Annotated in this window: 13 protein-coding genes and 1 pseudogene; 9 read left to right on the top strand and 5 right to left on the bottom strand. The window is 55.7% G+C overall.

Translation table 11 applies throughout. The annotated features are described in order from the left end of the window. Positions 1 to 28: 28 nt before the first annotated feature. From EDB95_RS02225 to EDB95_RS02215, 3 genes are read left to right on the top strand one after another with little or no spacing between them, the layout of a single operon-like run. Positions 29 to 529, top strand: a complete 501-nt coding sequence (locus tag EDB95_RS02225) for a Coq4 family protein (RefSeq protein WP_133990144.1) — start codon at positions 29 to 31, stop codon at positions 527 to 529. Then, on the top strand, positions 526 to 888 hold the full coding sequence (locus tag EDB95_RS02220) for a diacylglycerol kinase family protein (protein ID WP_133990142.1): 363 nt from the start codon (positions 526 to 528) through the stop codon (positions 886 to 888). Before EDB95_RS02225 ends, EDB95_RS02220 begins: the two co-directional genes overlap by 4 nt. After that, positions 885 to 1520 carry a DUF1361 domain-containing protein gene (locus EDB95_RS02215; protein WP_133990140.1) on the top strand — a complete coding sequence of 212 codons (636 nt, stop codon included), beginning with the start codon at positions 885 to 887 and terminating at the stop codon, positions 1518 to 1520. The genes EDB95_RS02220 and EDB95_RS02215 overlap by 4 nt, the downstream gene beginning before the upstream one ends. Here the strand turns inward: EDB95_RS02215 and EDB95_RS02210 are convergent. Next, the gene (locus EDB95_RS02210) at positions 1486 to 4947 is read right to left on the bottom strand and encodes a hypothetical protein (protein WP_133990137.1); all 3462 of its coding nucleotides are present in this window, start codon (positions 4945 to 4947) and stop codon (positions 1486 to 1488) included. The two genes, EDB95_RS02215 and EDB95_RS02210, sit on opposite strands and share 35 nt — an antisense overlap. A gap of 83 nt (positions 4948 to 5030) precedes the next feature. Here EDB95_RS02210 and EDB95_RS02205 point away from each other — a divergent pair, with 83 nt between their 5' ends. Next, positions 5031 to 5672, top strand: a complete 642-nt coding sequence (locus EDB95_RS02205; RefSeq protein ID WP_133990135.1) for an MBL fold metallo-hydrolase — start codon at positions 5031 to 5033, stop codon at positions 5670 to 5672. Positions 5673 to 5893: 221 nt separating this feature from the next. On the opposite strand, the gene EDB95_RS02200 is transcribed toward EDB95_RS02205, so the two are convergent. From EDB95_RS02200 to EDB95_RS02190, 3 genes and pseudogenes are all read right to left on the bottom strand, one after another. Then, a complete protein-coding gene (locus tag EDB95_RS02200) occupies positions 5894 to 7414 on the bottom strand; it encodes an oligosaccharide flippase family protein (protein WP_133990134.1) in 1521 nt (506 codons plus the stop codon). A 29-nt stretch (positions 7415 to 7443) separates the two neighbouring features. Further along, entirely contained in the window at positions 7444 to 8211 is a 768-nt protein-coding gene (locus EDB95_RS02195) for an MbnP family protein (protein ID WP_133990133.1), read from the bottom strand. 38 nt (positions 8212 to 8249) lie between these two features. After that, positions 8250 to 8636: pseudogene (locus EDB95_RS02190) on the bottom strand (aminoacyl-tRNA hydrolase); the annotation flags it as partial. Positions 8637 to 8685: 49 nt separating this feature from the next. On the opposite strand from EDB95_RS02190, the gene dtd reads away from it, so the two are divergent. The 5 genes from dtd (at position 8686) to EDB95_RS02165 (ending at position 12228) form a co-directional block, all read left to right on the top strand. Continuing rightward, entirely contained in the window at positions 8686 to 9138 is a 453-nt protein-coding gene (dtd, locus tag EDB95_RS02185; protein ID WP_133990131.1) for a D-aminoacyl-tRNA deacylase, read from the top strand. Between the two features lie 2 nt (positions 9139 to 9140). After that, on the top strand, positions 9141 to 9470 hold the full coding sequence (locus EDB95_RS02180; protein WP_133990130.1) for a nucleotide pyrophosphohydrolase: 330 nt from the start codon (positions 9141 to 9143) through the stop codon (positions 9468 to 9470). Then, positions 9467 to 10366 carry a YihY/virulence factor BrkB family protein gene (locus tag EDB95_RS02175; protein ID WP_133990128.1) on the top strand — a complete coding sequence of 300 codons (900 nt, stop codon included), beginning with the start codon at positions 9467 to 9469 and terminating at the stop codon, positions 10364 to 10366. Before EDB95_RS02180 ends, EDB95_RS02175 begins: the two co-directional genes overlap by 4 nt. A gap of 20 nt (positions 10367 to 10386) precedes the next feature. Further along, positions 10387 to 11835: a glycine--tRNA ligase gene (locus EDB95_RS02170; protein ID WP_133990126.1), complete on the top strand. Its 1449-nt coding sequence runs from the start codon at positions 10387 to 10389 to the stop codon at positions 11833 to 11835. A gap of 105 nt (positions 11836 to 11940) precedes the next feature. Continuing rightward, the gene (locus EDB95_RS02165; RefSeq protein WP_133990124.1) at positions 11941 to 12228 is read left to right on the top strand and encodes a hypothetical protein; all 288 of its coding nucleotides are present in this window, start codon (positions 11941 to 11943) and stop codon (positions 12226 to 12228) included. Between the two features lie 15 nt (positions 12229 to 12243). On the opposite strand, the gene EDB95_RS02160 is transcribed toward EDB95_RS02165, so the two are convergent. After that, positions 12244 to 12960 (bottom strand): ferredoxin--NADP reductase, encoded by a 717-nt coding sequence (locus EDB95_RS02160; RefSeq protein WP_133990122.1) that lies wholly within the window; start codon positions 12958 to 12960, stop codon positions 12244 to 12246. Between the last annotated feature and the right edge of the window lie 45 nt (positions 12961 to 13005).

Genomic DNA, 13005 nt, shown 5'->3' with positions numbered 1-13005 from the left:
TATCACTTTGAAAAACAAAGTACTTTTTATGAAAAAATTCATCCGTTGGGCGCGAACGCGCTTTAGCCGCGCCCGGACCTGGTTGCTGGTGTTCCTCACGCACGAATGCGCCCTCCCGGTGCTCAAGGTATTCCGGCGGCCGGCCCCGTTTCCGTATACACTGGAGGCGCTGGAAGCTTTGCCGAAAGACACCCTGGGACATGCGCTGGTGCAGTTTATCCGTGAAAAGGACCTGAGCCTGCTGGTGCACTATGCGCGGCACGACCTGAAGCACATCCTGTTGGACTATGACACCACGGACAAGGGAGAGGTCTGTCTGCAAAGCTTTATGCTGGGAAACGGGCGGGTGTCCTTTCCTGTCGTGGCGACCGTGGTGTATGGGGTGTGTACGATGCCGGAGTATTGGAAGGCAATGCGGGACGCCTGGAGGCGGGGGCGCCGGTGCCGGCCCATTCATGGGTGGGACTGGTTTTCACTCCTGGAGGAGCGGGTTGAGGTGTTGCAAAAAAAAATCTATTATACGCTATGAACCGTTTTTTAAAATCTTTCCTATACGCGTTCCGGGGCATCCTGTGCGCTTTGTCCAGTGAGAACAACTGCCGCGTGCAACTGGCGGTGGCGGTGGTGGCCGTGGGGATGTCGTGGTGGCTAAGGCTCGGGCCGCTGGAGTGGGCCCTGGTGGTTCTTTGCATCGCGCTGGTGATCGGCATGGAGATGGTGAACAGCGCCATTGAAAAGGCGTGTGACCGGATCACGAGGGAAAAGGATGACTATGTGCGGTACGTCAAGGACATGGCGGCCGGTGCCGTCTTGTGGGTGTCCATCGGGACGGCCGTGGTGGGCGCCATTATTTTTATACCGAAAATCGTAAAACTGATCAACCTATGACACGTACAAGATGGTGGGCGCTGTCGCTCGCTATTCCTATGATATTGGTCGCCCTCAGGATGGGGTGGACGCATTCGCTGACCTATGCATTTTACTATTGGAACCTTTTCCTGGCCACCATACCGCTGATGGCGGTGCGCCGGCTGGATCCGGAGGCTTCGCTTTGGTCATACAGGAACCTGGTGGGTCTGGGCATGTGGTTTTTTTTCCTGCCCAACGCACCTTACCTGATCACGGATATGGTGCATTTTCAGGAGGGGCCTAAAGCGCCGGTATACCTGGACGAGGCAATCGTCTACGCATGCGCGTTTAACGGCGTGTTGCTGGGGTACGCCTCGGTGAGGCGTGTCGAGGACTGGATGCTGAAAAGGTACCGGGAACGCCCGGTCCGGTTTGCCATCCTGGTCGTATTTCTGGCTTGTGGTTTTGGGATATACCTGGGCCGGTACCTGCGGTTGAACAGCTGGTATATCGTCACACAGCCTTTGCGTGTGGGCAGGGTCGTCGGCGTCCGGGTGCTTTGCCCCCTGGAATACAAACAAACCTGGGCTGTAACCCTGTTGTTTGGCGCGCTTCTCTGGCTGGGATACCTCGCCTTTAGAAGTCAAGTCCCAAGGAGAAATACAGCTTAGGACTTCCCCTGAAGAAGCCGCCCCACGGCCAGCCGCAATCCAGCTTGAGGAAATAACCCAGCAAGGTGCTCCGTACGCCAAAGCCATAGCCGGCCAGGAAGGGGCCGATGCCGGGTGATTTGACGGTGATCGACACCGGGGTGACGACGGGGGTGGTACCGTTCGGATTCCGGTCGGTATAGTTTACGGTGGGTCTTCCGATCTGTGACCAGTTGGTCCAGGCGGTACCCATGTCCAGGAACTGGGTGAACTGGAAGTTCCTCAGGAAAGCATTATTGATGGGCTTGTTGAAGAAGGTGGTAAAAATGGGGAGGCGGAGTTCGCTGTTGATGGTGACGGCGTTGTCCCCGTTTGCGGCGTTTTGGTCGTATCCCCTCAGGTTGAGCTCCAGACCCTGGTAGATGTAGTTTTCCACACCGGTGGGGTCGGGTTGGTTGTTGTTGTTGAACTTGGGCCCGATCCAGCCGTCCATGCCCCCGACGTAGTAGACGATGTGTTCGTCCCCGATGGCGGAGAAGTCGCCGGCGGCGCGTACCGCCCAGATAAAGTTGCGGTAGATGGGGAGGTAATTGCGGGCGTCAAAGCCTATGTTGTTCAACAGGCCGTTGTCCCCGGAGGAGGTTTTGGTACCCACATTCTTATAGAAGTCGTTGTAGATTTTCCAGCGGAGACCCTTCCAGATGTTCATCGCGGGGTAGGAGGTATTGTCCATGACGTATTCCAGGTGCAGGAAGACGTATTTCTGCTGGATGTCGTCGGCGGCAAGGGACAGGGGAGGCCCGATGGGCGGGGGATCGGCGGAGTAGTCGCCGCGGATCACCGTCTTGTCGTCGCGCAGCCCCACGGTCATGCCTACCCGGTGGACGCGGTCAAATGGATAGGCGACGTTTCCTTCATAGATGTTGGTGATGGTCCGGGCCTGCGAAATGAGTTCGACCGTGGGCGCCACGAAGTCTCCTTCGAAGGAAGACGCACCCCGGTAATAGGAAACCCCGTAGTCGAACCGGTGTTTGTAGTTCTGGAACGAGACCATATAGTCGTTATCCCTGAGGTCGGTACCCAGCTGTACGCCCCCGATGAACTTGTAGTCTTCCAGTACGTCGCTGATGCTGACCCGCAGCATACCGCTCAGGTCGGTACCGCCCGCGGGCTGTATGGGTCCGGAACCGCCGGCATAAGGCTGGTATTGGGTAAACGTGACGGAATTGTTCAGGTTGGCCACCACGTAGTCTGTGGAGAACTTGAGTTTGTATTGGAAAAGTTTTGACCGGCTCAGCGCCGAATTCTCCTTGGCAGGCGCGGGCGCTGCAGCGGTGGGTGCCGCTGCACCGGGTTTGGCGGCGGCGGCGTGGTTGGCGGTGTCCTTCTTTTCCTTATTGAATTCGCTTTCAAAGAAGTCGTTGGCCGGGGCCTTTTGGGCGGGGGAGACCAAGGGCGAAGGCGCGGCGGCAGCGTTGCCCTTGCTCAACTGGTCGGCCTTCATGATACGGCGCATATAGTCGGTGGGCCGGTCATTGAGGTTGCGGTTGTGCAGTGTTTTCTCGTCGACCTGGAGCTTGTACAGGAATTTGTAGTCGCCCTGGCGGGTGACCTCGCTGACCTGGTTGTTCACCCCGGCCACGTTGGTTTCCACGACCCCGGTCTGATAGTTGGAGAGGGGGAAGATGTACGTCGAATCGTTGGTCACGGAATAAAGCGCCACGGAGTCGGGTTCGGTCTTGTTCCACGACTTGAGGGCGGAATCCAGCTCCTGTACCGAGGGATTTCTCAGGAGATCGTCCCCTACCGTGATGAGGGTATCCAATCCGGCCCTCTTTGTGGAGAAGAAGCCCGCAAAACGGTTGTTGATCCCGTTCTCGTCGCAAATGAAGGTGAAGTTGGAGGTGTTGTAGGGCATGGGATAACGGGCGTTGCCGTACTTCAGGTTGGTCAGCTTGGTGATTTGCCGGAAGGTGGATTTGGGCCCGTTGTTGTCCACCAGGAAAATGTTGAACCGGTGGCGGGACGGCAGCACGGTATCGCCGTCTATGTCGTTCCCCGTGGGACGGTTGGAGGAGAATATGATACCGGTTTTATTCGGGAAGGCCACGAAAACGGGATCGAGGTCGTCGTAAATGTCGTTGGTGACCTGTTCGTCCGTTTTCTCCTTGATTTTATAAATGTAAATATCCGATTTGCCGTTGCGCGTGGCGCTCAGCAGCAGGGTATTGTTGTCCAGCATGTAACTCATGCTCTGGAGCTGCTGGAATTGGTCCAGGGTAAAGTGCGTGGTCGTGGTCCGGGTGAACAGGTCGTACACAAAGACGTTGATCACGCCTTCACTGCTGACGGCGTAGGCCAGCCGCGTTCCTTTCGGGTCCCAGCAAACCAGCGGGAAATGGGGGTCCTTTTCGTCGAGCTGTTGTCTGGCGCCTTCCCTCCAGAGGATCTTTTCGTCCGTGAAGTTTTGGATGAGCTTTAGCTTGTAGCGACCCTTTTTGTACTCCACGACTGCATAAGTGTAGTTTTTCGGGTTCGGGTTGGCCGTGAAATGGTAGTAGTCCATAGTGGGAGAAACTTCCTGGGATACCGTCAGCCGGCCCTTGGGCACATTTTTTCTTCCCCGTAGATCCTTGTAATATTTCTGTTGTTCCTGGGTCATGAAGTCTGCCAGGACGTCTTTGAACTTCTTTTTGCACAGCTCCTGGCAGGCGTGGTTGAGGTTTTTGTACAAACGGGCCAGGTAAAAGAGATAGCTCACCTTGTCCTTGCCGTACCGCTCCTCGATATAATACCAAAATGCCTGACCGGCCAGGTCAGGTTGCTCGTAGGCAAACTGGTAAAAATTCGTATAGTCGGATCCCAGCAGGGCGCTCCGGAGGGCGTCGTCCTGGGCGGTGCTCCAGTTCTGTGCGGCGTAAGAGATAAAACCGTCCGTCAGCCATTTGGGAAGATCCAGGAGGGTGGAGTTCCCCGCGAATTCGCCTATATCGTCTCCGAAAAGCTGGAGGGACACCAGCACACGTGCGATCCCTTCGCGGATCTGGCGGCGGAGTTCGTTGTGGTCACTGGTATAATAAACGACGAGTTTGCTGTTTACCAGCTTGGTCATGCCCCCGCTGTTCTGCCAGTCGAAGTCCATGCCGATATTGCTTTGGCGGTATTCGTTGTAGCTGTTGTATACGATGATGTTCGCCCTTCTCTGCATGCCATAATCGACGAAGCGCTCGATCCCGGGCAACTCTTCCTCGGCGACCTGTACGACGAACTTTGCGATGTTGAGACCCCCGTCTGCAAAATAAACGTTGAAGTTTGGTGCCTGGTAATACCTCCAGTGAAACTTCTTGTACTGCACCCTGTTCTTACCAAACTGTACCGTGTTGACCTGAGCAAACGAAATGTTCCACAACATGCCAAGGCTACAGATAATCAGGAGTAATCGCTTCATAAAGTTCAATGTTCTAAATTCGTGTTTTGTCGGTGGAGCAGGAACAAGGCCGAACCAGGTTTTAAAAGTACAAAAATCAATTTATGTTCACGGTCCGGGTTTTTACATTTAGCCCCCTACAGGAAAATACCTACGTCTTGATCAGCGGCCGGGAGGGGATCGTCATCGATCCGGGTTGCTATGGGGAGGAAGAGCAGGAGGCATTGGCGGATTTTTTTACTCAAAACGGCGTCCAACCTAAAATATTGTTGCAAACCCACTGCCATTTGGACCATGTTTTCGGCACCCGGTGGCTGGCCGGCGCCTATGGCCTGACCCCCCTGATGCACCCCCTGGAAGAAAAGATGCTCCAGCTGGCGCCGTCTTCCGGCCTGATGTGGGGGTTGCCGTTCGATAACTACCAGGGGCCCCTGGCCTTCCTGGAGGGTGGGGCTCCCGTATCGCTCGGGGACAATCACCTTTCGGCACTGTTCGTACCGGGTCATTCCCCCGGACACCTCTGCTTCTACTGCCAGGCCCAGGGCTTCGTCATCGGTGGGGACGCCCTCTTCCGGGAGAGCATCGGGCGGACCGACCTCCCTTTCGGCGACCACGCCACCCTTCTCCAGGCAATCCGCTCGCAGCTTTTCACCCTGCCCGATTCCACTGTCGTGTATCCTGGACATGGGCCGGCTACAACCATCGGTTATGAAAAACGGCATAACCCGTTTCTTCGCTTGCCCTAGGTGCTAATCCTTTCTTTCTTCCCGGACTTCCGACCGTTCGCTCCTGACCTTCGGAACGTCGCGCAGGCCGAGGGGGGGTATGTCCATTTTACTCCTTTTCCTCAGGTGATTTGAACGATGCCAAATCGTTTCGGTTACCTGGGGAAAAGGAGTAAAATGGACATACCCCCCCTCGGCCTGCGCGGGGTGTTTAGGGGCGGGACGGAATGGGTTTAGCGTGTTTAGGCGACCAGTTTGTTAAGGATGGGTAACCGGGAGACGTAGGGGAGACGGGAGAATTCCTTTTTTTCTACGCGGGTGATGAAGGCCAGGTAGGCCAGGAAAAGGGCGGTCGCGGAAAAGAGGTTGAACCAGCGGGCGGGGTAGAGGTGGACAAGGGCACCGTGGATGAAATAGAGGACCAGGACGATGGCCATGTAGGCGGCGAGCTTTTTCCAGGCGTAGGGGACGGGGTAGACTTTTTGACCCCAGACATAGGACAGGACCATCATGGTGCCGTAACAAATGCAGGTGGCCCAGGCGCAGGCCATGTAACCGAAATAGGGGATAAAGGCATAGTTGATGACCAGGGTGATGGCGGCGCCTATGACGGTGATGTAGGCGCCGGCGGAGGTTTTATCGGAGAGTTTGTACCAGATGGATAAATTGTAATAGATCCCCAGGAACATATTGGCGAAAAGCAGGATGGGTACGACTTTAAGGCCGACCCACATGGAGTGCCGCGTGATGAAATATTTCCAGACGTCGAGGTAGAGGGCGACAAAAAGGAACATCAGGGTGATGGTCAGGACAAAGAACTTCATTACCCGGGCGTATACCCGCTGCGGGTTTTCCCCTTTGGCCTGTTTGAAAAAGAAGGGCTCGGCGCCCAGCCGGAAGGCCTGGATAAAGAGCGATATGAGCAGGGATAGCTTGTAATTGGCACTGTAAATACCTACCTGGAGGTCGGCGGCTTCCCGGGTGGGCGCGTGCACCCACCATCCCAGCATGATCCGGTCAAAGGTTTCGTTGATCATCCCACCGAAATTGTAGATGGTGATCGGCAGGGAGTAGATCATCATTTCCCTCCAGAGGGTGCCATTGAACTGGGGCCGGAAGCTGGCCAGCTCCGGGAGCAGCAGCCCGAGCTGGAGGCAGTTCTGGACAAGGTTCGCGATAAAGACATACCCCAGCCCGATAGAGGGGGCGTAGAGGACGAGGAGAGGGGACACGCCGCCCTTTGCCTCCAGGGACGGGCAGATGGAGTAGAAAAAGTACAAAAGCCCCATGTAGCAAAAGATGCCCGCGACACGGACAAAGGCGTATTTCCGGGGGCGTCCGTCGAGGCGGAGCTTGGCAAATGGCAGGGTGCTCAGGGCATCGGTGGCGACGATCAGGACGGTCAGCCGGATCCATTCGGGGTGACTGTCGACCAGCAGGAAGTGTGCGAGGGGCCGGGCAAGCATGTACATCAGGCCGCCGACGCAAAGCGAAGAGGCGATGATGGACATGAGCAGGGTGTTGTAGAGCTCCTGGGGATGGGGGTGTTTCTGGGCGTACCGGAAAAAGGTCGTTTCCAGCCCGTAAGTGAAAATGACGTTGAGAAACGGGATGGCGGCGTAGATGATGGCTTGTTGTCCGTATTCCGGACCGGTAAGGACGAGCAGGAGATAGGGCGTCAGCAGGTAGCTCAACATCCTGGCTACAATCGAACTAACGCCATACCATATCGTTTGCCCCGCTAATCCCTTGATCGAGCTCACTGCCTTGTAATTTGGGGATAAATATACGGCTATTTGACCTGTACATTCCGGGCAACGAACATCCGGGCGTAGTTGTCGGCGTATTCGCTGGCCAGGGCGCCGGGGGTGGTACAGGTAGCGTTCGAGGAAATGGGCAGGTAGTGGGGGCCGCTGAACCAGGCGTCCACATCGGCGTCGATGGAAATCAGGATGGTGTCGGCAAAAAGAGAACGGGCGGTGACGGGGAGACCCGGGAGGGCGAGGGTGACCTTGCGCAGGACGTTATTGGGACCGGTATAGCCGCCGATCTGGTAGGTATAAGCATACCCCGGCTGCGTGGATGCCGGGGAAATGCCTTCGAGCTCGGCCATGATGTACCCTTGCGCGGCGTTCCAGAACATCCCTTTGGCGGGGTCCAGGTCCCCGGTGCGGGGACCGTTTGCGCAGTGGGTACTGTCCACCCCAACGAGAAAGGAAAGGGCGATCAGGGAATCGGGGCTGGCAGTGAAGGAAAGGGACGCGGTGGTCGTATCGGAGGCATCTACCAGGTGATAGACCGAAGGGGCGTTCGTAAAAGTGCCGTTTTTGGAGATCAACTGAACGTTGGAAATGTAATATTTCAGCGTGGTGACGTCGAATTGTTCGCCCGTCGTGGCATTGGTATAGACCGTACCCAGTGTGAGGGGGGCCAGGCCGACCTTGTTGGTGAATTGCAGCGTGACGGTCGTAGGACTGCCTTCCGCGCTTAGTTCCTTTTTACAGGACCATAAGCTCCAGCAAACGATCATCAGAAAGCCCGTGGTCCATAGCCGCAGCATGTGCAGGTAAGTTTATGAGTTGCGACGCCGGAGGCGCCCTATATGTCAGACAAACGAATATTCTTCCTGGATGTTTTGCGAAGGGACGTGATTTTTTTTGATTCCAGGCGTTTTTCGGAGACACCTTTGGGTGCTTTGGTGGCAATCCTCGCCTTTTTGGGGATCAGGGCACGGTTGACCCATTCATTCATTTTTTCCAGGACCAGTTCCTTGTTGCCCAGCTGGGTGCGTTCGGTTTGAGACCTGCCCATCAGAAAGCCTTCCTTGTTGATCCGGGAGGAAAGGTGCTGTAAGATAAGCGCTTTTTCCCGGTCTCCGACCAGGTTGGAGCAAGCCACGTGCCAATATCCCTCCACCATGGTTTCGACCTTGTTTACGTTCTGGCCGCCCTTTCCGCCGCTGCGTGCCGTCCGGTACGTTATCTCCTTTGAAATATCTACCTTCATCCCACTACAAAAGTACACAAAAGATCCTATGCGGGCGATCATTCAAAGGGTTTCGGAAGCTTCGGTTAGGGTGGACGGTGAGGTGGTGGGCGCCATCGGAGACGGGCTCCTGGTCCTGCTGGGTATAGAAGACGCGGATGCAGCGGAGGATGTCCGGTGGCTGAGCACCAAGATGATAAATCTCAGGATATTTAACGACGACGAGGGCGTGATGAATGTATCGGTAAAGGACAAACAAGGGGACATCCTTCTCGTTAGCCAGTTTACCCTGCACGCGTCCACCAAAAAAGGGAACCGCCCCTCGTACATCCGCGCCAGCAAACCACCCCATGCGATTCCCCTTTATGAAATGATGGCGGAACAACTGGGGCTTGACCTGGGCAAACCGGTACAGACCGGGCGGTTTGGGGCAGATATGAAGGTTGCCCTGCTCAATGACGGACCGGTCACCATTTTTATCGATACCCAAAACAAGGAATAAACATGACCATCGGCGACGCGCAAGCCAGGGTAGACGCCTGGATCAGGACCGTGGGGGTCCGGTATTTCGGGGAGCTCACGAATCTTGGCATTTTAATGGAAGAAGTAGGAGAGCTGTCCCGGATCATGGTCCGGCGTTACGGGGACCAGTCCTCCAAGGAAAGCGACCTGGGCCGGGACCTGGGAGACGAAATGGCGGACGTTCTTTGGGTATTGCTCGCGCTGGCCAACCAGACGGGGGTAAACCTGGAGGAGGCCCTGGAAAAGAATTTCGGGAAAAAGAATGCACGGGATGCCGAACGGCACCGGGACAATCCAAAGCTCTCCGGATGAGAAAGGTCAGGGATATATGGGGCATTGTCAAAAAGGCGGGGGCGGACCTGGCGGGTGACCGGGTCTTCCGGATGAGCGCCGCCCTGGCGTATTACACCGTTTTTTCCATGGCGCCGATGCTCATCGTGATCACCACCCTTTGCGACGTATTTTACGGACAGCAGGTGATCGAGGGCCGGATCTATGGCCAGATCAAGGACATCGTCGGTCAGAACGCCGCCCTGGAGATCCAGGACATCATCCGCCGGGCGATCCTGTACCTGCATCACAGCTGGCTGGCGCGGATCACGGGATTTGCCGCGTTGTTGTTTGGGGCAACGAGTGTCTTTACCGAAATCCAGGATTCCCTGAATTTTATCTGGAGGGTAAAGGTCAAGAAAACGAGCGGCTGGCTAAAGGTGCTGATCAACCGCCTGTTGTCGTTCTCCATGGTCCTTAGCCTGGGTTTTATCCTGTTGGTATCGCTCGTTCTGGACGCCGTCATGGACGGGCTCAGCGCCCAACTGGACCGGGTGTTCCCGGCGCTGGCCGTGGTACTGGCGCACTCGCTCAACATATTCCTGTCGTTCGTCGCCACCTTTTTGCTTTTTGGAACGATCTTCAAAGTCCTGCCGGATGTCAGGATCCGGTGGCGGGATGTGACGGTCGGGGCTTTTACGACCGCGGTTCTTTTCATGTCGGGCCGCCTGGCCATCGGTTTTTACCTGCACCTGAGCCATATAGACACCAGCTATGGGGCGGCGGGCTCCATTGTGGCGGTACTCCTCTGGGTCTATTATTCGGCGCTGATCCTCTACTTTGGCGCGGAATTTACGAGAGAGTACGCCCAGTACCGCGGAAGGAGGATACAGCCCAATAACTATGCGGTCCGGGCGGGGCACCCGGAGACGCCCTAAATTATTATATTTGCGCCGCTATGTCAGTGTCCAACGAACCGAACAAGTTTCAGGCGGTCATTTCCCACGCCAAAGAATACGGATTTATCTTCCAAAGCAGCGAAATATACGACGGGCTCAGTGCAGTCTATGACTATGGTCCCTGGGGCAGCGAGCTCAAAAAGAACATCCGGGAATACTGGTGGAACAGCATGACCCGCATGCACGACAATATCGTCGGCATAGACGCGGCCATTTTTATGCACCCCACTACCTGGAAGGCGTCCGGTCACGTGGACAATTTCAGTGACCCGATGATCGACAACAAGGACTCCAAAAAGCGCTACCGGGTCGACCACCTGATCGAAGGACACGCCGATGCACTCCGGGGCGAAGGAGACGCGGCCGGTGCGGATGCGCTGCTGGCGACCATGGACCAGCTCCTGGCTGCCGAGGACTACGCGGGGCTTAAACAACTCATCCAGGACGCCAAGATCGTCGATGCCGTGAGCGGAACGGCCAACTGGACCGACGTACGCCAGTTCAACCTGATGTTTTCCACCCAACTGGGGAGCGTAGCCGAAGACGCGAGCGAGATTTACCTCCGGCCCGAAACCGCCCAGGGGATCTTTGTCAATTTTCTGAACGTCCAGAAAACCGCGCGTATGAAGGTGCCTTTTGGCATCGCCCAGGTCGGGAAGGCCTTCCGGAACGAAATCGTCGCCCGTCAGTTCACCTTCCGGATGCGCGAGTTTGAGCAGATGGAGATGCAGTTCTTCGTCCGCCCGGGTTCGGAGATGGAATGGTACAACTACTGGAAACAGGAGCGGATGAACTGGCACCTGGCGCTGGGTTTCTCGCCGGACCGGTACCGCTTCCACGACCACGTAAAGCTCGCCCACTACGCCAACGCGGCGGTGGACATCGAGTTCGACTTCCCCTTCGGGTTCAAGGAAGTGGAGGGGATTCACTCCCGGACCGACTATGACCTTTCCCAGCACCAGAAATACAGTGGCAAAAAGCTCCAGTACTTTGACACCGAAATTAACCAGAACTACGTGCCGTATGTGATCGAGACCTCCATCGGGCTCGACCGGACGGTCCTGTATGTGCTTTGTGAATCGTATGCGGAAGAGGATATCCCGAAGGAAGACGGCTCCAAGGACAGCCGGGTCGTCCTGAGAATTCCCCCGCGGATTGCCCCGATCAAGCTGGCGGTCCTCCCGCTGACTAAGAAAGACGGCCTGCCGGAGATCGCCCGGGACCTGATGAAGGAGTGCCGGGAGGATTTTTATTGTTTCTACGAGGAAAAAGACAACATCGGAAAACGCTACCGCCGGATGGACGCGATCGGGACGCCTTTTTGCGCCACAATTGATCATCAAACTAAAGAGGATCAGGCAGTTACGATCAGAGAACGGGATTCGATGACCCAGCAGCGGGTCCCCCTTTCGGAAGTCCGGGAGTGGGTAAAATTACGTACGCGCTAAAATGTAGCTTGTCTGAAAGTAGCTACAGGCGGGGTTCAGACGTAAAAGTACTATTGTCGTGAACCTGAATTAGGGTTATATTTGGTTTTTAAACCTATGTGCCGTATGGACCTTTTTACATCTGTCCCTTTGAGCTTAACTGCGCCCATTCCTTTTTCGATCCTGGGCCTTTTTGGCCTTCTTATTCTCGGTTTTTCCGCGGGTTATATGCTGCGCGCCTTGCATCGGAACAAAAGCAAGAAGCAAATGCTAAAACTGGAGGATGAAATGCTGAGGAATCATGCGAAAATCCTTTCGCTGGAAAAGATCATTTCCGACCTGAAACGGGAAAACAACCAGCTCAAGAATATTTACGCCCGCCGCTCGAAGGAGTCGCAGTCGCAACTGCACTAGAAGGGGCCGGCCGGATTAACCGTAGAGCTCCTGGTGGATACTCTTGCGGTCGATACCCAGGGCCGTTATCCGGTTTTTGGCTTCGTCGATCATCTGCTTCCATCCGCACAGAAAGAAAAAGGCGTCCTTTCGCTCCATACAGATGGATTCATAGACCTGGTGGACGTATCCGTGATGGTGTCCTTCGCGTTGCTCCCTGGACAGGGTGGGATAGTAATAAAAGCCTTCCATGACGGCCGACAGCGCCCGCATTTCCTCGTAGTACAACAGGTCTTCAAAGGTCCGTGTACCAAAGACCAGGTGGATGTCCCGGTGGGGCAGGTCGTGGAGCCGTAGGTAGTTCACCATGCTCCGGAAGGGTGCGATCCCGGTGCCGGTACAGACCAGGAAAAGGTCTTTTTCAAGGGGTTCGGGCAAGGTAAATACGCCTTGAGGCCCCCTTACAATGAGCTCCGAGCCTTCCGTGACGTGGTTGAACAGGTAGGTCGTCCCCAGCCCGCCTTCCAGCAACACGATCACCAACTCAAACACGTTGGTGCCGTCCGGCCAGGAGGCAATGCTGTAGCTGCGCCAGCGCTTGTTTTTCTGTTCATGAATCGGCAGATCCAGGGTTACAAATTGCCCCGGTTTGAAATCAAAACGGTCCAGCTCCGGAATCTGTATCCAGAAGCGCCTGGTATTGGGGGTTTCCTGCGTGATACGGATAACCGTACCCTTCCGCCAAGGCTCCATAAGCAATCATTTATCCAAGGAAGATAATTATAATTTCCGGGTTCG

Source organism: Dinghuibacter silviterrae, assembly GCF_004366355.1.
Taxonomy (GTDB): Bacteria; Bacteroidota; Bacteroidia; order Chitinophagales; family Chitinophagaceae; genus Dinghuibacter; species Dinghuibacter silviterrae.
Note: the sequence above shows the minus strand (reverse complement) of the source record. Positions and strands in the feature narration are given on the sequence as shown.

What these genes read in the sequence shown, in the direction of transcription:
- EDB95_RS02220 (WP_133990142.1), top strand. Translation starts at nt 526, where the DNA reads ATGAACCGTTTTTTAAAATCTTTCCTATACGCGTTCCGGGGCATCCTG.
- EDB95_RS02170 (WP_133990126.1), top strand. Translation starts at nt 10,387, where the DNA reads ATGTCAGTGTCCAACGAACCGAACAAGTTTCAGGCGGTCATTTCCCAC.
- EDB95_RS02180 (WP_133990130.1), top strand. Translation starts at nt 9,141, where the DNA reads ATGACCATCGGCGACGCGCAAGCCAGGGTAGACGCCTGGATCAGGACC.
- dtd (WP_133990131.1), top strand. Translation starts at nt 8,686, where the DNA reads ATGCGGGCGATCATTCAAAGGGTTTCGGAAGCTTCGGTTAGGGTGGAC.
- EDB95_RS02195 (WP_133990133.1), bottom strand. Translation starts at nt 8,211, where the DNA reads ATGCTGCGGCTATGGACCACGGGCTTTCTGATGATCGTTTGCTGGAGC.
- EDB95_RS02165 (WP_133990124.1), top strand. Translation starts at nt 11,941, where the DNA reads ATGGACCTTTTTACATCTGTCCCTTTGAGCTTAACTGCGCCCATTCCT.
- EDB95_RS02175 (WP_133990128.1), top strand. Translation starts at nt 9,467, where the DNA reads ATGAGAAAGGTCAGGGATATATGGGGCATTGTCAAAAAGGCGGGGGCG.
- EDB95_RS02215 (WP_133990140.1), top strand. Translation starts at nt 885, where the DNA reads ATGACACGTACAAGATGGTGGGCGCTGTCGCTCGCTATTCCTATGATA.
- EDB95_RS02225 (WP_133990144.1), top strand. Translation starts at nt 29, where the DNA reads ATGAAAAAATTCATCCGTTGGGCGCGAACGCGCTTTAGCCGCGCCCGG.
- EDB95_RS02160 (WP_133990122.1), bottom strand. Translation starts at nt 12,960, where the DNA reads ATGGAGCCTTGGCGGAAGGGTACGGTTATCCGTATCACGCAGGAAACC.
- EDB95_RS02205 (WP_133990135.1), top strand. Translation starts at nt 5,031, where the DNA reads ATGTTCACGGTCCGGGTTTTTACATTTAGCCCCCTACAGGAAAATACC.
- EDB95_RS02210 (WP_133990137.1), bottom strand. Translation starts at nt 4,947, where the DNA reads ATGAAGCGATTACTCCTGATTATCTGTAGCCTTGGCATGTTGTGGAAC.